The sequence below is a fragment of the Billgrantia sp. C5P2 genome, assembly GCF_051062895.2.
On sequence record NZ_CM128542.1, the window covers coordinates 3,504,661 to 3,523,374 of the forward strand.

Sequence of the window (18,714 nt, forward strand, 5' to 3'; positions counted from 1 at the left end):
CCTTATGTTGGTGGGGAAACGGCCGTTCGGCAAACGAGAATAACTGCTAGAGGCTATAGTTAAACTAAACCATGAGCCGCCTACTCCATGCCCAGACTCACGCCTGGCTGAAAGTCTTCGCCGTCAGTGCCCGCCACCTCTCCTTTACTCGCGCGGCGGAGGAGCTGCATGTCACTACCGGCGCGGTGAGCCAGCAGATCAAGCAGCTCGAGGAACGGCTGGGCTTCAAGCTCTTTCGCCGCCTGCCCCGACGCCTGGAGCTCACCGAGGAGGGCAAGCGGCTAGCCGCCGTAGTCGATGAGGCCTACCAATCGGTCGGTCTCGAGGTAAAGCGCCTGCGCAGCGGCGTGATGAGCGGTGTGATTCGCTTGCGCAGCGTGCCGGCGTTCCTCAGCAAGTGGCTGATGCCGAGGCTGCCGAGACTTCAGGCGCGTTTTCCCGACATCGAACTGCAGGTCATCGCCGAGGACAGTAGCCTGTCGTTGCGTGAAGGTGAGTTCGACCTGGCCATCGACCTCAACGACGGCTACTACCCGGGACTCGCCATTACCCCGCTGATGGAAGAAGTGATCTTCCCCGTGTGCTCCCCGGCCCTGATGCGCCGCCGTCCCGCCCTTTCACGCCCTGAGGAGCTGGCCTGGTATCCGTTGCTGCATGACATCACCGCCTGGCGCGGCGGGCACCCCTATGCCGAGTGGGAGCACTATCTGAATGCCATCGAGGCGCCGCCACTCAACGTGCGCCGCGGCTATACCTTCAACCGCCACCGGCTGGCGATGGAAGCCGCCATCGCCGGCATGGGCGTGGCCATCGCCCGCCAGGCCTTGCTCGCCGATGAACTCAAGACAGGCGCGCTGATTGCCCCTTTCGCTGCCCGCATCCCAACCGGCAAACGCTACGGTATCGTGCACACCAGCGGCGCCCTGGACGACCGCCGGGTGGCGGCGGTGCATGATTGGATCGTGGAGGAGGCCCGGCGCAGTCGCGACCTGGCCATGGCAGGCCTCAACCGATGACGCTACAATCCTGACGTTAGCGTATGCCTGTCCTGCCCAACGGAATCCCAATGCCACGAACTCCTATGTCGCCGCAACCAACGGCGCCCATCGGCCTTGGTGCGGCCTTCCTTCGCGCCATCCTTTATATCCTTCTGATCGCCGCGCTTTTGCAAGGTATCTATTTCGAGGCGTTGTACCTGCCAGCCAGACGCTCCTTCGCCGAACTGGGTTTCACCGAGCTGTGCCAGAGCGCGATACTGGCAATCAGCGCCGTATTGCTGTGCACGCCTCCCGCCAGGCGTGAGTTGCCCACCGTCTCGCTTTTGATGTTTGCGCTGCTCGTCGCCTCGCTGATTCGCGAGCAGGACTACTACTTGGACAAGTATGTCTTCGATGGCGCCTGGCAACTTCTGGTGACATTAGTGCTGCTCCCCTGCCTTTCCTTCGTGCTATGGCAGCGTCAGCGCTTCACGACCGAATTCAAGACCTACAGCAACAGCTTCTCGTTCGGCCTCTTCGCTGCCGGCTTCCTCGTCACCTACGTATTTTCTCGCCTGTACGGGCGCAGCGAAATGTGGATGGCCATTCTGGAAGACCACTATCAGCGCACCTTCAAGGAGGCCGCTGAGGAGATCACCGAACTACTCGGTTACAGTTTGATCCTGATAGCCGTCATCGAGCTCGTCCTGCTCACGCGACACTGGCAGCAGGCCCGGCCCAAGGCCTGAACGGCAACGCTGGCCCTCTCGGTGTCGGTTAGTGCGCTTCCAAAGCAAGAAGCCCATGGCCTTACGGCCATGGGCTTCTTGCATCGTGGGGCTCCAGGCTCAGGAGCGTTCCAGCCTCACTCGTCGAGGAACGAGCGCAGCGGCTCCGAGCGGCTCGGATGGCGAAGCTTGCGCAGCGCCTTGGCTTCGATCTGACGGATCCGCTCGCGGGTGACATCGAACTGCTTGCCAACTTCCTCGAGGGTGTGGTCGGTGTTCATGTCAATGCCGAAGCGCATGCGCAGCACCTTGGCCTCGCGGGCAGTCAGCCCGCCAAGCACGTTGCGGGTCGCCTCGATCAGGCCCTCGCCGGTCGCCAGGTCGATCGGCAGTTGCATGGTGCCATCTTCGATGAAGTCGCCCAGGTGCGAATCGTCGTCGTCACCGATGGGCGTCTCCATGGAGATCGGCTCCTTGGCGATCTTGAGCACCTTGCGCACCTTGTCCTCGGGCATCTCGAGACGCTCGCCCAGCTCTTCCGGCGTGGGCTCGCGACCCATCTCCTGCAGCATCTGGCGAGAAACCCGGTTGAGCTTGTTGATCGTCTCGATCATGTGTACCGGAATACGGATGGTACGCGCCTGGTCGGCGATCGAGCGGGTGATCGCCTGGCGAATCCACCAGGTGGCATAAGTCGAGAACTTGTAGCCGCGACGGTACTCGAACTTGTCCACCGCCTTCATCAGGCCGATGTTGCCCTCCTGGATCAGGTCCAGGAACTGCAGTCCGCGGTTGGTGTATTTCTTGGCGATAGAGATCACCAGGCGCAGGTTGGCCTCGACCATCTCCTTCTTGGCCCGGCGCGCCTTGGCCTCGCCAATGGAGAGCCTGCGGTTGATCTCCTTGAGCTCGGGCACCGCCAGTTGAACCATGTCCTCTTCGAAGGCGATACGGCGCTGGGCGCGCTGAATGTCGGCACGCAGGGGTGCCAGACGGTCGGCGAACTTGGCGTTCTGAGCTATGAACTCGTCGACCCACTCCTGGCGCGACTCGTTGCCCGGGAACGCCTTGATGAAGTTCTTGCGCGGCACCTTGGCTTTCTTGACGAACAGCTGCATCAACGTCTTTTCCTGAGCGCGAACCTGCTCGACGCTGATGCGCACCTGGCCAACCAGGCGCTCGAAGTGCTTGGGTACCAGCTTGATCGGCGAGAACAGCTCGGCCAGACGCTCCATCTCAGCCTGGGCTTGCGCACTGCCCCGGCCGTGCTTGGCCAGCACCTCGCGCACCAGCTCGTTCTGCTCGCGGATCTGCTCGAAGCGAGCCTTGGCTTCCTCGGGGTCGGGACCGCCGGCACTCTCCTCCTCCGCCTCGCCGGTATCATCGTCGTCGTCATCGGCACCATCGTCGTCGCCAGCGGCGGCGCTGAGCTCCTCCTCGGGAACTTCGGCCTCGGCCACGCCTGGAATGCCTTCGTCGGGATCGATGAAACCCGAGAAGAGATCGGAGAGGCGACCCGGGGCTTCCTCGTCCTGGGTGGCATCGTACGCCTCGAGTATCGATTCCACCGCACCGGGTAGCCAAGCCAGGGCCGACATTACCTCACGCGTACCTTCCTCGATACGCTTGGCGATCTCGATCTCGCCCTCACGGGTCAGAAGCTCGACGGTCCCCATCTCGCGCATGTACATGCGCACGGGATCGGTGGTCCGGCCTACATCGCTCTCCACCGCCGCCAGGGCAGCCACGGCTTCTTCGGCAGCCGACTCGTCGGCGGAATGATCGGACATCATCAGGGTATCTTCGTCGGGAGCTTCCTCGACGACGCTGATACCCATGTCATTGATCATGCCGATGATGTCTTCCACCTGATCGGGATCGGCAATATCCTCGGGGAGGTGGTCGTTGACCTCGGCGTAGGTCAGGTAGCCCTGTTCCTTGCCACGCGCGATCAACTCCTTCAGACGTGACTGCTGCTGCGCATTTCCAGCCATAGAAACCCTATCTCGACGAAGAAGAATGAAGCACCTGAAGCGCTGGGGTGGAGAAAACTCATGAAGCCCAATAGTATAGCGGGAAACACCGCGAGCCCGCCAGTGCGGCCCATTTGCTCGGTCACTCAGGTGTGTTAGTTTAAACGGTTATGCTGTCGCGGGGCTCGGTCCATGCCCCTTATGTGGTGGTGGTCGAAAAAAATTCAACCCCGCCACCGATATCCTTCGTCATCCATGACGCCTGTAGCTCAACTTCCCAGCTCGGCCAGCAGCATCATGAGCTGCTGTCGCTCCTCAGGCGAGAGCCGCTCTCCCGAACGTTGCTTTGCCAGCAGTGCGTCGATCTGCTCCTGACACGACGGCCGCCTCAGGTGCCGACGAAAATGCTCGACCAGACCATCCAGCTCCTGGGCCCTGGCACCGCGCGGAATGAGCATTTCGCGTCGAGCCAGCAGCGCCAGCCGCTCACCCTGGGCACTGCCCTGAAAGTGGGCCAGCACCACCTGCGGACTGCGATAGCGGCCGGCACGCAACAGCCGAACCAGCTCGCGGCACAGCGCGGCATCACCATCGCCCTCGGGACACCAGTCGTCCTCGGCAGGCAGGCGCTCGACCAGCGCCGGTTCGTGCACCAGGAGCTGCAGCACCCGCGCCACCAGCCCCAGCGCAGCTCCCTTGGCCGACGACACATGACTGACCGCACCCTGCCCGACTGGAGCTGCGGCAGGCGCCGCATTCGGCTCCACCGGTGATGGTGCCGCGTCCTCTTCCCGCGCCAAGAGCGCTTCGAAGCGCGACTGGTCGACCCCGGTGCGCCGCGCAAGTTCCCCCAGCAGCACCGTCTGCAGCATGCCCTGCGGCAGACGGCTCGCCGCCTTGAGCACCTGGCTGGCGAAACGCTCACGCTCCTCGATGCGTGCCAAGTCGCGCCCCCGCGACGCCTGGTCGAACAGGAACTCAGACAGCGGGCTGGCGCAGGTGATGCGATTCTCGAAGGCCTCACGCCCTTCGCGACGCACCAGCGTGTCCGGATCCTCGCCCTCGGGCAGGAACAGGAAGCGCGCCTCACGCCCGTCGATCATCTGCGGCAGCACGGTCTCCAGCGCGCGACTGGCCGCCTGGCGCCCCGCCTTGTCTCCGTCGAAGCAGAACACCACTTCGCTGACCAGGCGAAACAACCGGGCCAGGTGCTCCTCACTGGTGGAGGTGCCGAGGGTGGCGACGGCATTGCGGATACCGAACTGAGCCAGCGCCACCACGTCCATGTAGCCTTCGACGATGACCAGCCGCTCCAGTCGCGGATTGGCCTGCCTGGCCTCGAACAGCCCGTAGAGCTCGCGCCCCTTGTGGAAGACGGGTGTCTCGGACGAATTCAGGTACTTGGGCTTGGCATCGCCGAGTACCCGGCCGCCAAAGGCGATGGTGCGCCCGCGTACGTCGCGGATCGGAAACATCACCCGGTCGCGAAAACGGTCGTAGGTTCGCCCGCTCTCTTCGCGCTGCACCAGCAGGCCGTACTCGACCTGCACCGTTTCCGCTATGTCCCGGGCGCTCAGGTGGCGCTTGAGGGCCTCCCAGTCGTCCGGCGCATAGCCGATACCGAAGTCGCGCTGCACCTCTTCGGAGAGGCCACGTCGGGCCAGGTACTCCCGCGCCGCCAGCCCCTCGGGCATCTTCAGCCGCTCGCGATAGAAGCTGGCGGCAAGCTCGAGAAGATTGACGCCCTCCTGGCGCTTGCGCTCACGTGCCTGTGCACGTGGGTCGTCGGCACCTTCCCGCGGCACCTCGAGCCCCTGCCTTGCCGCCAGTTGCTCCACCGCCTCGGGAAAGCGCAGCTTGTCGTACTCCATCAGGAAGCGCAGAGCATTACCGTGGGCGCCACAGCCAAAGCAGTGGTAGAACTGCTTGTCGGCGCTGACGGTGAACGATGGCGTCTTTTCCTGATGAAAAGGGCACAGGCCGGAATAGTTGCGCCCGGTCTTCTTCAGTTGCACCCGCTCGCCTACCACTTCGACCACGTCGACGCGCGCCAGCAGGTCATCGATGAAACGCTGAGGGATCTGGCCGGCCATGTAGGTCTCGCCACCTCCCGGCGGGGGTAAATGAAACGACAGAGGAGCGGGTCGTGAAAAACAAGCGGCCACCTGACGGCAGCCGCTTGGTCATCCTTCCAGAAGCGTCGATGCCCAAGGCGTCGGCACTTCCTTAGTACGGATCAATAGAGCCGTTCGAAACGCTTACGCTCACGCTGAAGCTTCTTGGCGTGACGCTTCACCGCAGCTGCCGCCTTACGCTTGCGCTCTGCAGTCGGCTTCTCGTAGTGCTCGCGACGACGCACCTCGGAGAGAATGCCGGCTTTTTCACAGGAACGCTTGAAGCGACGCAGCGCGACGTCAAACGGCTCGTTATCACGTACTTTGACAGAAGGCATTAAGCACTCACCTACCTTAGAATCTTGAGTTCGGTTTGAACGCGTACCCTGGCTGGGCACACGACCCAATTGTACAGCGCACGGTAGTTTAGTCGGCGATACCAAGCAATGCAAATCCGCGTGGCTGAAAGCGGGATGGCAACGCCCCGATTTGGTAGAATGCGGCTCTCACTCTTCACGAGCCTGCATCATGCGAGTCCTTGGCATCGAGACCTCCTGCGACGAGACCGGCGTCGCGATCTACGACACCGACCGCGGCCTGCTGGCCGACGCCCTCTACAGCCAGGTTGCCATGCATGCCGAGTACGGCGGCGTAGTACCGGAGCTAGCCTCCCGCGACCATACCCGGCGCCTGCTGCCGCTGATCGAGCAGGTGCTCGACGAAGCCGGCATGACTCGCCGCGAACTGGATGCCATCGCCTACACCGCCGGTCCGGGGCTGGTCGGCGCCCTGATGGTCGGCGCCAGCACCGCCCATGGCATGGCACGCGCCTTGAATATCCCGGTGCTTGGCGTACATCACATGGAAGGGCATCTCATGGCCCCCATGCTCGAGGAGTCGCCGCCCGCCTTTCCCTTCGTTGCGCTGCTGGTATCCGGCGGCCATACCCAACTGGTCGAAGTCCAGGAGCTGGGCCGGTATCGCCTGCTCGGCGAATCGGTCGACGACGCCGCTGGCGAAGCCTTCGACAAGACCGCCAAGATGCTCGGTCTCGACTATCCCGGCGGCCCTCAGGTGGCCCGGCTGGCCGAGAACGGCGACGCGGGGCGCTTTCGCTTCCCCCGCCCCATGACTGACCGCCCCGGCCTCGACTTCAGTTTCTCCGGGCTCAAGACCCACACCCTGACCACCCTTCGCCAGCTGGAGCGGGACGGCAAGCTCGACGGGCAGGCGCGCGCCGACGTAGCCCGTGCCTTCGAGGAAGCCGTGGTCGACACCCTGGTGATCAAGTGCCGGAGAGCGCTCGACGACACCGGGCTGAAACGCCTGGTCATGGCCGGCGGCGTGAGTGCCAACACGCGCCTGCGCGAGCGCCTTGCGCACGAAGCCGAGAAGCGCAGCGCCAGGGTCTACTATCCCCGCGGCCGCTTCTGTACCGACAATGGCGCCATGATCGCCCTCGCTGGCGCACTGCGGCTGCTGGCCGGCGAGCGCGACGAGGTCGGCTGCATGAAAGCAGTACCGCGCTGGCCGATGGCAACCCTGACGGCTCCCACCGGCGACTGAGCGCACCGGCTCAGAGCACGTGCTCGTCGCCGCTGCCCAGGCGGCGGATGTTGAGCAGGTGTCGCACCAGCACCAGCACGGTAAAAGTCATCACCACCCACACGTAGTCCGGCGCCAGCCACAGGCTGGCCAGCGGGGCGACCCCGGCACTGGCCAGCGACGCCACGGCCGCGGTGCGCACGCGCCAGGCCAGCACCGTCCACAGCCCGGCACAGCACAGGGCCACCCAGGGCGTCAGCACCAGCAGCACGCCGAAGGCGCTTGCCACCGCCTTGCCGCCGCGAAAGCGATGCCAGGGGGGATAACTATGCCCGAGCAGCACCGCCAGCCCCACCACGCCCTGGGCCCATGGCGCCAGGCCCAGCCCCATGGCCAGCCATAGTGCGGGCATCCCCTTCAGAGCGTCGAGCAACAGGGTTGCCGCCGCCAGCCGACGACCATGCAGGCGCAGCACGTTGGAGAAGCCCGGGTTGCCCGAACCTTCCATACGGGGATCACCTACGCCTGCCAGACGACAGACCCATAGCGCCCCCAAGCAAGAGCCGCTGACGTAGCCCAGCAGCGCCAGCGTCAACAGCAGCAATCCCCCTTCGACCGTCACCCGGCCCCACCTCCTTCACGCGTTCATCGCCGAATGATGCCAGCCCCGACGCCCTGGGGACAGCACGGCAAGCCTGTCATTCCCCTCCGGCGCTCAGTACAATCGGGCCTCCTTTAATTCTATGGAGGCCGGGCATGGACTGCGTACTGATCGAGTCGCTCGAACTCGAGACGGTCATCGGCGTATACGATTGGGAGCGCAGCATTCGCCAGCGGCTGACGCTCGATCTGGAACTGGCCACCGACATTCGTCCGGCGGCAGCCGACGACGATCTGGCAAGGACGCTCGACTACGCCGCCATCAGCCAGCGTATCGCCCGCTTCGCCGCCGAACACGACTTCTCCCTGGTCGAGACCTTTGCCGAGCGACTTGCCCAGTTGCTGATGGCGGAGTTCGCCGTGCCCTGGCTGCGGCTCACCCTACGCAAGCCCGGCGCAGTGCCTGCGGCAGCCTCGGTGGGCGTGCGCATCGAGCGCGGCATTCGCCCGGAGAATCCCTGATGGCTCGGGTTAGCGTCAGCATTGGCAGCAATATCGATCGCGAGCGCCACGTTCGGGCCTGCCTCGATGCCCTTGCCAAAACCTTCGGCGACATTCGCGTCTCGCGAATCTACGAAAGCGAACCGGTGGGTTTCGAGGATGGCCGCAACTTCTTCAATCTGGTGGCAGTGTTTCACTGTGACTGGCCGGTCGGGGAGCTGCAGGCCTGGTGCAAGCGCATCGAGCGCGACCACGGCCGGCGCGAGGGTACGCCCAAGTTCAGCCCACGGACGCTGGATGTCGACCTGTTGACGGTAGGCGACCTCGTCGGCGAGCACGACGGCGTCATGCTGCCGCGCGACGAGATCCTCTATCACGCCTTCGTGCTGCTGCCGCTCGCCGAGCTGCTGCCGGATACGCCACATCCCGAAGACGGACGAACCTACGCCGAACTGTGGTCGGAATTCGAGGCTGGTGACCAGCGGTTGTGGCCGGTCGAGTTCGACTGGAAGCGCAATATGAAGCGCTAGGCCTTGCCGCTCGGCGGCTGCAGCCCCGCAGGACTACGGTTGCCCCAGCTCCCTAGCGAGTATGGCCCGACGACGGCGGGCCAGCTCCGCGCCCAATTCCCCGCCGCGGAAGCCCTCTGCCACCAGTGTCTTCGCCTCGAGCCGCGACACAGCCTGCCAGGCTCGTTCAAGCGTCACGGCCAGTGCCGGAGCGTCCAGCGCCAGCAGTGCGAGCAAGGGGGGCACGCGCTCGCTACGCCGCCAGGCGTCGATACCGTCCAGCCACCCTTTCACCTCATCCGCATCGGGCGTGGCCTGGCGGCGCAGTTGGCGGGTCAGCGCGGCCTGGTGACCCAGGTCGCGATAGGTTCGCGGCAGCCGCAGGCGCTCGGCCAACGCCTCCTGCCGGATTTCATCGAGATGCTCCACTAGCCGTGCCCAGCGCCAGCGCGGGCGTTCCCCTTCAGGCAGGCTGCCGGGCAGGCTATCGAGCCTTGCCAGAGCGGAGCCGAACGCCGGACCATCCTCGCCGAGCTCCGGCATCAGTACCGCCAGCGCTCCGCAATCATGCAATGCGCGGAAGTAGACTGTCGGCTCCGGCTCGCCCAGCGCTTTCTCGGTCTCGGTCCAGACCCGCTCGGCCACCAGGTGGGAAAGCTCGCCACTTGCCGCCAGCTCTCGCATCAGTGCCCGGGTCTCCTCGGCGATGACGAAGCCGAGCCCGGCGTAGCGTGCCAGGAAGCGCGCGGTGCGCAGCACCCGCAGCGGGTCCTCGACGAAGGCCGGCGAGACATGGCGCAGCACTTTGGCCTGAAGGTCCTGCTGGCCGCCGTAGGGGTCGACCAGTTCGCCCTCGGGCGTCTCGGCCATGGCGTTGATGGTCAGGTCGCGGCGGGCCAGGTCCTCCTCCAGCGTCACATCGGGGCTGGCGTGAACCTCGAAGCCGGTGTAGCCATGGCCGGACTTGCGTTCGGTGCGGGCCAGGGCATATTCCTCATGGGTCTCGGGGTGCAGGAAGACCGGGAAGTCGCGCCCCACAGGACGGAAGCCGCGGCGCTGCATCTCCTCCGGCGTCGACCCAACCACGACCCAGTCGGTATCGACGGTGGGCCAGCCCAGCCGAGCGTCGCGCACTGCACCGCCCACGCGGTAGACCGCGAGGCCGTCGAGGAAGCGATCCCGCCATCCGCTCATGGGTGGCCAAGCTCCACCCGCTCGGGAAGGCGATGTGCCCACTCGGTAAAGCCGCCATCGAGGCTGTAGACCTCGGCGAAGCCCTGGCCCGCCAGCCAGGCCGCGGCCTGCTGGCTCGAGTGGCCGTGGTAGCACACCACCACCAGCGGCTGTTCGCGTGGAGCCGACTCGAGCAGCGCCGAGGCACTGTCGTTGTCGAGATGGCGACTACCGGGGATGCGACCGGCGTCGAAACTCATGGGATCGCGGATATCGACCAGGGTGAGCGGGTCGTCGGCATCGATCCAGGCCGTCAGGGTATCGATCGTCAGGTGTTGGAACGCGGGGGTCGGCATAAGGCCTCCCATATGGCAGAAATTTCAGCGTCGCTGGCGACTGGGCACGCCGATGCGCTCGCCGGTGGTAAGGTTCAATGCGATGAGGCTGCCGCCCCATACGCAGCCGGTATCCAGGGCCTCGGCGCGCACCCGGGCACCCTCGGCATGCCCCTCGAGTGCCGCCCAGTGACCGAACAGCAGGCGCACGTCGTCATGGCGAGGATAGCGGAACCAAGGGGCGAAGCCGGCCGGGGCGCTGTCGAGCCCCTCCTTGGCGCTGAAGTCGAGACAGCCATCGGCATCGATGAAGCGCATCCGTGTCAGCACGTTGACGATGACGCGCAGGCGATCGATGCCGTCGAGCGACGCCTGCCAGCAGGCCGGCTCGTTGCCGTACATCCGCTCGAGAAACGCCCCGCTGCACTCACTGCCGAGCCGCTCCTCGACCTCGCCGGCAAGGCTGGCCGCCTGTTCCGGGGACCAGTCGGGAAGAAGCCCGGCATGGGTCATCACGGTCTCGCCCTGCCCGTCGAAGTTCTCGCGAGCCAGCAGCGGCCGCGACTGCAGCCAGTCGAGCAGCGCTTCACGATCGGGGGCGGCCAGGATCTCGTCAAGGGTATCCTTGCGATTGAGCCGCGCACCGCCGCGAGCCACGGCCAGCAGGTGCAGGTCGTGGTTGCCGAGGACGGTAAGCGCGGCATCGCCCAGAGCACGCACCTCACGTAGGCACGCGAGCGACTCGGGGCCGCGGTTGACCAGATCGCCGGCCAGCCACAGGCGGTCGCCTGCAGGATCGAAGTCGATGCGTTCCAGCAGCTCGACGAATTCGGCGTGGCAGCCCTGCAGGTCCCCGATGGCATAGACGCTCATGGCATTTCCCTTGCGGCTTGGTGTGGATACCAGACGACCCGAGGGCCACCCCGGGCGATGCGATCAGTGTACCTGGTTGGGGCCGGCCAGGCGGAAGGGGGCAATGGCCACCTCGAAGGGTCGCTGGCTGGCCGTATCGACACAGGTGTAGGTGCCTTCCATCACACCCACCGGGCCGTCGAGAATCGCCCGACTGGTATAGCGGAACGTCTGCCCGGGGCCGATCATCGGCTGCTGCCCCACCACGCCCTTGCCGCGCACCTCCTGCACCTTGCCGCTGCCCTGGGTGATACGCCAGTGTCGCGCCAGCAACTGGACGCTGCGCTTCGAGTGGTTGTGAATCGTCACGGTATAGCTGAACACGTAGCGCGACTCGTCGCGCGAGGACTCGTCGTCGCGGAAGGCGGGCTCCACGTCGACCAGTACTTCCCTTTCCAGCGGCATGTCCGGCGCATGGGTCATGACGTCGCCTCCGTAGCGGCCAGATGATTGGCGATCCTTACGAACTCCTCGACACTGAGAGTCTGGGGCCGCCGCGCGGGGTCGATATCGAGCTCCGCCATGGCTTCGCCTTCGATCAGCCCCTTGAGATTGTTGCGCAGGGTCTTGCGCCGCTGGCCAAAGGCCTGGCGTACGACTCGGAACAGCAGCGCCTCGTCATTGGCTGGCCACGGCGGCTCGGCAAAGGGAGTCAGCCGCACGATGGCCGAGTCGACCTTGGGCCGCGGCACGAACGCTTCCGGCGGCACCGTGAACAGGTCGTCAACGCGGCAGCGGTACTGCGCCATCACCGAGAGCCGGCCCCAGTCGGGACCGCCCGGCTCGGCCGCCAGGCGCTCTACCACCTCCTTCTGCAACATGAAGTGCATGTCGGCAATGGCATCGCCCGCCTCGAGCAGGTGACCGATCAGCGGCGTCGAGATATTGTAGGGCAGGTTCCCCACCACCCGCAGCGGCTCGCCATCGCCACGCAGGGCGCGGAAGTCGAACTTCAGTGCATCGCCCTCGTGCACGACGAATTCCGGGTAGTTGAAGAACTGCACGCGCAGGCCCGGGATCAGGTCACGGTCCAGTTCGATCACCTCGAGGTGGCCACCTGCCGCCTCGATCAACGGCTCGGTCAGGGCGCCCTGACCGGGGCCGATTTCCACCAGCCGGTCGCCGGGGCGCGGCGCAATGGCGCGTACGATTCGCGAGATGATGCCGGGGTCACGCAGGAAATTCTGGCCGAAGCGCTTGCGAGCGCGATGAACCGGCGGGCGCGATGCCATTCGATGAATCCTTGTCTGTGCGTTCGTCAGAAAGTTGTCGCGGTCGAGCAGCGTCTTGCCATCTCGACGGCCAGCGCCGCGGCGACTCGCAGGCTGCCCACATCGGCAAGGCCACGGCCGGCCAGGTCCAGTGCCGTGCCGTGATCCACCGAGGTGCGCACGATCGGCAGGCCCAGGGTGACGTTGGCGGCCCGGCCGAAGCCGGCATACTTGAGCACCGGCAGGCCCTGGTCATGGTACATCGCCAGCACGGCATCGACGCCGGCCAAATGACGCGGCGTGAACAGGGTATCGGCCGGCAGCGGTCCGTCAAGGACGAAGCCTTCACCGCGCAGGCGCTCGAGGCAAGGTTCGATCACCTCGATCTCCTCGCGACCCAGGTGCCCCCCCTCGCCGGCATGAGGATTGAGGCCGCACACGGCGATGCGCGGCGCATCGACACCGAACCAACGCACCAGGTCCGCGCGCAGGATGCGCAGGATGCGCTCCAGACCGGGCCCGGTGATGGCATCGGCCACCTCACGCAGCGGCAGGTGGGTGGTGGCCAGGGCCACCCGCAGCGCCGGGCTGCCCTGCCAGCCCGGCTCGCGAGCATGCAGGGCGCTGTCCGTCGCCAGCATCATGACCACTTCGTCGACGCCGCAGGCGTCGCGCAGGTACTCGGTGTGGCCGCGGAAACCGGCATGGCCGGCGTCCAGGATCACCCCCTTGTGCAGCGGCGCGGTGACGATTCCGTCGGCTTGACCATCAAGGCAGGCAGCGATGGCCACGTCGAGGGTCTCGAGCACGTAGCCGGCATTGGCCACGGCCAGCTCCCCGGGCCGGCTCGCCACACGCAGCGCCACCGGCCACACCGGCAGGACGCCGGGGCGCGCTTCCGGCACCGGTTCGCCCGGCATGAGCTCGAGCAGGCTGACCTCGAGACCAAGCAGCGCGGCCCGCTCGGCCAGCAGCGCCGGGTCGCCCACCGCCACGACTCGCCCGGGCAGGGGTTCACCCAGCGCCAGCTGCAGGGTGAGCTCGGGGCCGATACCGGCAGGCTCACCCGTTGTCACGGCCAGCACGGGAGCGGAAAGGTGCATGGCGCTCAGCTACCGTCGGCGAGCCGGTTGTCGACGAAGGCCTCGGCGCGGATCTCCTGGAGCCAGGCGTCGAGCGCTTCGTTGGCCTTGCGCTGGAAGACCATCTGGCGCGCCCGGTCCTCGCTCACGTTGCCGCCCTGCTGCTCGATGAAGCGCTCGACCTCGCGGTTGCTGACGTTGACCCGACCACCCACTTGGCGCTGGTGCAGCTCGCGCAGCAGCATCTCACGGCGAATCTCCTCGCGAACGGCCGACATGCTCAGGCCGTCGGCTTCCAGCGCATCGGCAAACTGGTCGAGCGTCATGCCGTTGCTTTCGGCGATCTCGCGGATCTGGCGGTTGAGCGCAGTATCGTCGATGCTGAGGCCGGCATCCGCCGCCATTTGCATCTGGATCTCCTCGAGGATGATCTGTTCGAGTACGTGCTCACGTAGCATGCCTTCGGGCGGCACCCCTTGCCCCTGCGCGGCAAGCTGGCTACGGGCCTGCGCCATGCGCTCCTCGAGTTGGCTCTGCATGATGGCCTGCTGGTTCACCACGGCCACGATACGATCCAGGGACTGGCGCTGTACCGGCTGGTAGTCCTGGCTCTGGGCCATGGCCGTAAGCGGCACGGCGCCAAGGCACAGAACCAGCCCCAGGGCGCCCAGGGTGGCGATTGGCGGTATCCGCATGTCTCTCTTTCCTCTCATGATGTCTCACTTGTGTGGCGTCCCGGCCCCTTCAGAAAGCCGTGGAGCGATAGCCCGGAACGGCGCGCTCGAAATAGTCGCCGGCATCGCCGCCGACTCCGCCAAGCCCCTTGAAGACGAAGCGCAGGAAAATGCCGCGCTCGGTGGTATCGTCCTCAATGGTATTCGCAGTGTCGTTGTCCTCAACCCACTCACGCCACACCAGTTGCACGCCATAGCAGCAGTCGTTCCACTGCACGCCGGCCACCTGATCCAGGCTACGGCTGTTGGTGTGGTCGTACAGGAAGCGACCGATCAAGTCGATTCTCGGATTGGCCTTGTAGGCGAAGGAAAGCTCGTACTCCTCGCGATCGTACCCCAGGCGGTCTTCGTCTTCTCCCGAAGGGTCGAATCCTTCGAGTTGCCAACGATAGGCAAGGTTCAACACGTGACCCCGAGGATCGCGGTAGGAAACACCTACGCTATTTCTCTCGGTCCGGCTGCGTTGGTCGTCATAGAGCCACTCATAGCGTGTACGCCAGCGCTCGTTGATGCGCCAGTCAAGCCGCGTGACCACCGGCGATCGCTCCCGTGTCGCCTGGTAAAGACGCTCTCCGTCATCGGCAGCTGGCGAAGGCAGTGTGTCAGGGTCGCCCGCCATGTCGATGCTGCGGTCGTCGAAGTAGACCGCCTGCCCCACGCCGAGCATGAAACGCTCGCGACCAGCGGCGTCCTCGAGGAAGCGACTGCTGACCCCGTAGGAGAGACGGTTGAGATCGCCAATGCGATCGGAGCCGGAGAAGCGATACGGCGACCACAGCTGGTTCCAGGAGAAGGCCCGCTCGTCACTATCGAAATCGGGGAATTCGCTCTGGTCGCGAGCGGGAACGTAGGCGTAGTTGAGCCGCGGCTCCAAGGTCTGGCGATAGGCGCGTCCCCCGAGGTCCAATTCCCGCTCGAAAATCAGCCCACCATCCACCGAAGTGACCGGGACCGCACGCTGCAAGGCAGTATCGCGCTCCGTTACTCGCTCACCGTAATCGAGGTCGTACGCGGTATAGAGCCACTCCACGCGTGGCTCGAGGTGCCCCCAGGTTTCATCGAAGCGCCAGCCGGTGGCAGGCGAGAGGTGAAGCCGAGTGCCGACGGCCGCTTCGCGCAGAGGAACACGGTTACGATCCACATCACGCCAGAAATAGGTGACGTTGGAGCGCCACTGCTGATACAGCCCCCCGGGCTGGGTCCAACGCGCACTGGCGGTCAGGCTGGGCAGGCGGTAGAAGGGTTTCTTCCGGTCGAGCAGCGGATCGTCCAGCCGCTGGAAGCCTTGGGCGCGCGCATCGAGGTTCCAGACGTCACCGCGATAGTTGAGTCGGGCCAGGCGCTGCATGTTGTTGGGGTCATCGCCAAAGACGCTGCCGAAGTCGTCGAAGTAGCGCCCGTCGCTGGCCGCCCCGTAGCGCAGGTCGTAACGGGTGCGCGAATCGAAGCGCCCGCTGTGCATGTAGTCGACGTACCAGCGATCCTCGCCCTCGTAGCGTTGAGAGCGTCCCGCCTCGTCACCGGAGCCCCCCCCGTCACTGGAGAGGTAAGCGCCTTCGATCTGCCCGGCATCGGTGGGAAACAGGTAGCGATATTCGCCGGCGAGCAGCAGGCCACGGTCACTGATCCAGCGCGGCGTGATGGTGGCATCGTGGTTGGGCGCGATGTTCCAGTAGAACGGCTGGGCGTAATCGAGGCTGTCGCTGGAGAGCCCCAGCTCTGGCCACAGGAAGCCGGTATGGCGACGATCGTCGATGGGGAAGCGCACCCAGGGCCAGTAGAACACCGGCACCGGTCCTACCTCCAGGCGTGCGTGACGCGCCGTGCCGAAGCCGCTCTCGCGGTCGAGTACCAGGTCGCTCGTCGCCAGCCGCCACAGGGAACTGCCGGGATCGCAGGTGGTGAAATTCGACGAGGTCAGCCGGTAGCGACCGTCCTCCAGCCGCGCCAACTGCAGCGCGTCGCCGCGCAGGTGCTGGTCGTGCACCACGAAGTGGGCCGAATCGATACGGGCCGCATCGCTGTTGAGCGCCACCTCGGCTGCCTCGCCACGCACAAGCAGGTTGAGATCGCGCAGCGCGAGTGGCCCCTCGGCGTAGGCCCAATCCCGCTCGGGCGGCACGCTCACCCGCGGCGATTCGAGCTGGCTGTCGCCACGCCGCAGGATCACCTCGCCGCCGAGAATGGTCTCGCCATCCTCGCCATAGTAGGCGCTGTCCGATTCGGAACGAACCTGATCGGGCTCGTCGGTGGCCGGCAGTCGATAGGCCGGCATCACGTAGACGCCTCGGCACAGCGCCTCGGCAGGGCGGTCATCGCCCCAGGGGCGCCAGTCGAGCTGCCATGCCGGCAACGGCTCGAGCGCCATCGTCTGTGGCGCACCAAACATCAGGCCGGATGTGATCAGGCCGGCCAACGCCGCTCCCGCATGTCGCTTGCCCATGGTCCCTCGATGTCCTTGGCGAAGAGAATCGGTATTATACAGACCGCACCCAGCCTGTCGTATGCGACTGACCGCTCAGCATGCGGCGGCGCCCCACGAGCGTCAACCGGCAGCGTCCGGGACAATAAGGAGCCAGCATGACCTCGGCCGACACCTCGACGCGATTCGACGCCCTGCGCCACTGGGCGGCGACGCAGCATGGCCTGCCTGAAGCAGCGCTCGATCTGCGCCTGGCCGCGGGCGATGCCAGTTTTCGCCGCTACTTTCGCCTGCGCCTGCCCGACGGCCGTTCGCGCATGTTGATGGATGCCCCGCCCGCCCAGGAGGACAGCCGTCCGTTCGTCGATATTGCCCGGCGCTGGCGGGCAGGCGGCCTGCCGGTGCCGGCACTGCACGCGGTGGACCTCGAGGCGGGCTTCCTCGAACTCGACGACCTGGGCGACACGCCGCTGCAGAATCGCTTCGCCGGCAACGATCACGCCGACACCCTGGCCTGGCACGAGCGGGCCATCGAGCTGATCCACGCGCTGCAGAACCGCGCCGCGCCGGATGCCCTGCCCGCCTACGATGCGGCCCTGCTCGGCCGCGAGCTGGACCTGTTCCCCGAATGGTGCCTCGAGCGCTGGCTCGGCCTTTCCTTGCCGCCCGGCTGGGTCGAACTGCGCCAGGCGCTTATCGATTCCGCCCTGGCCCAGCCAGTGGTCGCGGTGCATCGCGACTTTGATGCCATGAACCTGATGGTGCACGACGAGCGGCTCCACCTGATCGATTTCCAGGACGCCGTGGCCGGCCCCATCAGCTACGACCTGATCTCGCTGCTGCGTGGACGCTACTGCCGCTTCCCGGCACAGCGCTTCGCCGCCTGGGTCGAGGCCTTTCGTCAGCAGGCCATCGCCGATGGCCGGTTGTCCGGGGCCACCGGCAGCGAGGCCTTTCACTCACAGGTCCAGGCCATGGCCGCCCAGCGCGCACTCAAGGTGCTCGGCATCTTCTGCCGCCTGACCCTCCGCGACGGCCGCACCGGCTATCTCGAGCGCCTGCCGCACTTTCTCGACCATGTCGAGGCGAGCCTCGTCGCACTGCCCGAGCATGCCGGCTTCCAGAATTGGCTCAACGACACCTTCCGTCCTGCGCTCGAGAGACGCCTGGCCGAAGAGGGCCTGCGGGAGGCGACATGAAGGCCATGATACTGGCCGCCGGCCTGGGCAAGCGCATGCGGCCATTGACCGACCACTGCCCCAAGCCGCTGCTGCCGGTGGCGGGCAAGCCCTTGATCGTGCACCACCTGGAGCGGCTGGCAGAGGCCGGCATTCACGACGTGGTGATCAACGTCAGCTACCGCGCCGAGCAGATCGTCGCGGCACTGGGCGATGGCAGTGAGCTTGGTGTCAGTATCGCCTGGAGCCGGGAAACCCACCCGCTGGAGACCGGCGGCGGCATCCGCCAGGCGCTGCCGCTGCTGGGCGAGGCGCCCTTCCTGCTGGTGAACGGCGACGTCTGGAGCGATTTCGATCCGGCGACTCTGTCAGCGCTCGGGGACGGCGACCTGGCTCACTTGGTGCTGGTCGACAACCCCGCGCATCATCCCACGGGAGACTTCCGTCTCGATGCCGCCGGTCGGGTACACGCCCAGGGCCAGCCGCGCCTGACTTTCGCCGGCCTCAGCCTGATCGACCCGGCCCTGGTCGCGGCCCAGTCACCGGGCGAGTTTCCCCTGGCCCCGCTGCTGCGCGAGGCAATGAACGCCGGACGCGTCGGGGGTACCCATCACCGCGGCCGCTGGGTCGACGTGGGCACGCCCGAGCGCCTGGCTGAACTGGACCGGGCATTGCGCCAAGGCTGAGTCACGCGCCGCACAGTGGTAAGCTGCCCGCATG

At 66.0% G+C, this 18,714-nt stretch carries 19 protein-coding genes; 7 read left to right on the forward strand and 12 right to left on the reverse strand.

Features of this window, described 5'->3' with window-relative positions:
- Positions 1-71: 71 nt before the first annotated feature.
- Together ACRWQA_RS16095 and ACRWQA_RS16100 are read left to right on the forward strand one after the other, a co-directional pair.
- Positions 72-1,016 (forward strand): LysR substrate-binding domain-containing protein, encoded by a 945-nt coding sequence (locus ACRWQA_RS16095; RefSeq protein WP_434229367.1) that lies wholly within the window; start codon positions 72-74, stop codon positions 1,014-1,016.
- A gap of 23 nt (positions 1,017-1,039) precedes the next feature.
- The gene (locus tag ACRWQA_RS16100) at positions 1,040-1,726 is read left to right on the forward strand and encodes a hypothetical protein (RefSeq protein ID WP_434229368.1); all 687 of its coding nucleotides are present in this window, start codon (positions 1,040-1,042) and stop codon (positions 1,724-1,726) included.
- A gap of 116 nt (positions 1,727-1,842) precedes the next feature.
- Here the strand turns inward: ACRWQA_RS16100 and rpoD are convergent, their stop codons facing one another.
- From rpoD to rpsU, 3 genes are all read right to left on the reverse strand, one after another.
- Entirely contained in the window at positions 1,843-3,699 is a 1,857-nt protein-coding gene (rpoD, locus tag ACRWQA_RS16105) for an RNA polymerase sigma factor RpoD (protein ID WP_434229369.1), read from the reverse strand.
- A 248-nt stretch (positions 3,700-3,947) separates the two neighbouring features.
- Positions 3,948-5,771 (reverse strand): DNA primase, encoded by a 1,824-nt coding sequence (dnaG, locus tag ACRWQA_RS16110; RefSeq protein ID WP_434229370.1) that lies wholly within the window; start codon positions 5,769-5,771, stop codon positions 3,948-3,950.
- 143 nt (positions 5,772-5,914) lie between these two features.
- Positions 5,915-6,130, reverse strand: coding sequence for a 30S ribosomal protein S21 (gene rpsU / locus ACRWQA_RS16115; RefSeq protein ID WP_010629611.1), 216 nt, complete (start codon positions 6,128-6,130; stop codon positions 5,915-5,917).
- A gap of 190 nt (positions 6,131-6,320) precedes the next feature.
- Here rpsU and tsaD point away from each other — a divergent pair, with 190 nt between their 5' ends.
- Complete coding sequence (gene tsaD, locus ACRWQA_RS16120; RefSeq protein ID WP_263582907.1) at positions 6,321-7,358, forward strand: tRNA (adenosine(37)-N6)-threonylcarbamoyltransferase complex transferase subunit TsaD; 1,038 nt, start codon at positions 6,321-6,323, stop codon at positions 7,356-7,358.
- A gap of 10 nt (positions 7,359-7,368) precedes the next feature.
- On the opposite strand, the gene plsY is transcribed toward tsaD, so the two are convergent.
- On the reverse strand, positions 7,369-7,959 hold the full coding sequence (gene plsY, locus ACRWQA_RS16125; protein ID WP_412031195.1) for a glycerol-3-phosphate 1-O-acyltransferase PlsY: 591 nt from the start codon (positions 7,957-7,959) through the stop codon (positions 7,369-7,371).
- 134 nt (positions 7,960-8,093) lie between these two features.
- On the opposite strand from plsY, the gene folB reads away from it, so the two are divergent.
- Together folB and folK are read left to right on the forward strand one after the other, a co-directional pair.
- The gene (folB, locus tag ACRWQA_RS16130) at positions 8,094-8,459 is read left to right on the forward strand and encodes a dihydroneopterin aldolase (RefSeq protein ID WP_434229371.1); all 366 of its coding nucleotides are present in this window, start codon (positions 8,094-8,096) and stop codon (positions 8,457-8,459) included.
- A complete protein-coding gene (gene folK / locus ACRWQA_RS16135) occupies positions 8,459-8,968 on the forward strand; it encodes a 2-amino-4-hydroxy-6-hydroxymethyldihydropteridine diphosphokinase (RefSeq protein ID WP_263582905.1) in 510 nt (169 codons plus the stop codon). Before folB ends, folK begins: the two co-directional genes overlap by 1 nt.
- A 33-nt stretch (positions 8,969-9,001) precedes the next feature.
- On the opposite strand, the gene ACRWQA_RS16140 is transcribed toward folK, so the two are convergent.
- The 8 genes from ACRWQA_RS16140 to ACRWQA_RS16175 form a co-directional block, all read right to left on the reverse strand.
- Entirely contained in the window at positions 9,002-10,141 is a 1,140-nt protein-coding gene (locus tag ACRWQA_RS16140) for a tRNA nucleotidyltransferase/poly(A) polymerase-related protein (RefSeq protein WP_263582904.1), read from the reverse strand.
- Positions 10,138-10,476: a thiosulfate sulfurtransferase GlpE gene (glpE, locus tag ACRWQA_RS16145; protein ID WP_263582903.1), complete on the reverse strand. Its 339-nt coding sequence runs from the start codon at positions 10,474-10,476 to the stop codon at positions 10,138-10,140. The genes ACRWQA_RS16140 and glpE overlap by 4 nt, the downstream gene beginning before the upstream one ends.
- A 24-nt stretch (positions 10,477-10,500) precedes the next feature.
- On the reverse strand, positions 10,501-11,328 hold the full coding sequence (locus ACRWQA_RS16150) for a symmetrical bis(5'-nucleosyl)-tetraphosphatase (RefSeq protein ID WP_263582902.1): 828 nt from the start codon (positions 11,326-11,328) through the stop codon (positions 10,501-10,503).
- Between the two features lie 63 nt (positions 11,329-11,391).
- On the reverse strand, positions 11,392-11,790 hold the full coding sequence (apaG, locus tag ACRWQA_RS16155) for a Co2+/Mg2+ efflux protein ApaG (protein ID WP_263582901.1): 399 nt from the start codon (positions 11,788-11,790) through the stop codon (positions 11,392-11,394).
- Positions 11,787-12,599: a 16S rRNA (adenine(1518)-N(6)/adenine(1519)-N(6))-dimethyltransferase RsmA gene (gene rsmA / locus ACRWQA_RS16160; protein ID WP_263582900.1), complete on the reverse strand. Its 813-nt coding sequence runs from the start codon at positions 12,597-12,599 to the stop codon at positions 11,787-11,789. Before rsmA ends, apaG begins: the two co-directional genes overlap by 4 nt.
- Positions 12,600-12,625: 26 nt before the next feature.
- A complete protein-coding gene (pdxA, locus tag ACRWQA_RS16165) occupies positions 12,626-13,681 on the reverse strand; it encodes a 4-hydroxythreonine-4-phosphate dehydrogenase PdxA (protein ID WP_434229372.1) in 1,056 nt (351 codons plus the stop codon).
- Positions 13,682-13,686: 5 nt separating this feature from the next.
- Positions 13,687-14,355 (reverse strand): SurA N-terminal domain-containing protein, encoded by a 669-nt coding sequence (locus ACRWQA_RS16170; protein ID WP_263582898.1) that lies wholly within the window; start codon positions 14,353-14,355, stop codon positions 13,687-13,689.
- A gap of 49 nt (positions 14,356-14,404) precedes the next feature.
- Entirely contained in the window at positions 14,405-16,837 is a 2,433-nt protein-coding gene (locus ACRWQA_RS16175; protein WP_434229373.1) for an LPS-assembly protein LptD, read from the reverse strand.
- 137 nt (positions 16,838-16,974) lie between these two features.
- On the opposite strand from ACRWQA_RS16175, the gene ACRWQA_RS16180 reads away from it, so the two are divergent.
- Together ACRWQA_RS16180 and murU are read left to right on the forward strand one after the other, a co-directional pair.
- On the forward strand, positions 16,975-18,015 hold the full coding sequence (locus ACRWQA_RS16180) for an aminoglycoside phosphotransferase family protein (RefSeq protein WP_434229374.1): 1,041 nt from the start codon (positions 16,975-16,977) through the stop codon (positions 18,013-18,015).
- Complete coding sequence (murU, locus tag ACRWQA_RS16185; protein WP_434229375.1) at positions 18,012-18,680, forward strand: N-acetylmuramate alpha-1-phosphate uridylyltransferase MurU; 669 nt, start codon at positions 18,012-18,014, stop codon at positions 18,678-18,680. The genes ACRWQA_RS16180 and murU overlap by 4 nt, the downstream gene beginning before the upstream one ends.
- Positions 18,681-18,714 lie beyond the last annotated feature (34 nt).

Bases quoted from the DNA above. Each gene is read 5' to 3' on its own strand.
- rpsU (WP_010629611.1), bottom strand. From the start codon at position 6,130: ATGCCTTCTGTCAAAGTACGTGATAACGAGCCGTTTGACGTCGCGCTG.
- murU (WP_434229375.1), top strand. From the start codon at position 18,012: ATGAAGGCCATGATACTGGCCGCCGGCCTGGGCAAGCGCATGCGGCCA.
- folK (WP_263582905.1), top strand. From the start codon at position 8,459: ATGGCTCGGGTTAGCGTCAGCATTGGCAGCAATATCGATCGCGAGCGC.
- tsaD (WP_263582907.1), top strand. From the start codon at position 6,321: ATGCGAGTCCTTGGCATCGAGACCTCCTGCGACGAGACCGGCGTCGCG.
- ACRWQA_RS16170 (WP_263582898.1), bottom strand. From the start codon at position 14,355: ATGCGGATACCGCCAATCGCCACCCTGGGCGCCCTGGGGCTGGTTCTG.
- dnaG (WP_434229370.1), bottom strand. From the start codon at position 5,771: ATGGCCGGCCAGATCCCTCAGCGTTTCATCGATGACCTGCTGGCGCGC.
- glpE (WP_263582903.1), bottom strand. From the start codon at position 10,476: ATGCCGACCCCCGCGTTCCAACACCTGACGATCGATACCCTGACGGCC.
- ACRWQA_RS16175 (WP_434229373.1), bottom strand. From the start codon at position 16,837: ATGGGCAAGCGACATGCGGGAGCGGCGTTGGCCGGCCTGATCACATCC.
- folB (WP_434229371.1), top strand. From the start codon at position 8,094: ATGGACTGCGTACTGATCGAGTCGCTCGAACTCGAGACGGTCATCGGC.
- ACRWQA_RS16100 (WP_434229368.1), top strand. From the start codon at position 1,040: ATGCCTGTCCTGCCCAACGGAATCCCAATGCCACGAACTCCTATGTCG.
- apaG (WP_263582901.1), bottom strand. From the start codon at position 11,790: ATGACCCATGCGCCGGACATGCCGCTGGAAAGGGAAGTACTGGTCGAC.
- pdxA (WP_434229372.1), bottom strand. From the start codon at position 13,681: ATGCACCTTTCCGCTCCCGTGCTGGCCGTGACAACGGGTGAGCCTGCC.
- ACRWQA_RS16095 (WP_434229367.1), top strand. From the start codon at position 72: ATGAGCCGCCTACTCCATGCCCAGACTCACGCCTGGCTGAAAGTCTTC.
- ACRWQA_RS16140 (WP_263582904.1), bottom strand. From the start codon at position 10,141: ATGAGCGGATGGCGGGATCGCTTCCTCGACGGCCTCGCGGTCTACCGC.
- ACRWQA_RS16150 (WP_263582902.1), bottom strand. From the start codon at position 11,328: ATGAGCGTCTATGCCATCGGGGACCTGCAGGGCTGCCACGCCGAATTC.
- rpoD (WP_434229369.1), bottom strand. From the start codon at position 3,699: ATGGCTGGAAATGCGCAGCAGCAGTCACGTCTGAAGGAGTTGATCGCG.
- rsmA (WP_263582900.1), bottom strand. From the start codon at position 12,599: ATGGCATCGCGCCCGCCGGTTCATCGCGCTCGCAAGCGCTTCGGCCAG.
- ACRWQA_RS16180 (WP_434229374.1), top strand. From the start codon at position 16,975: ATGACCTCGGCCGACACCTCGACGCGATTCGACGCCCTGCGCCACTGG.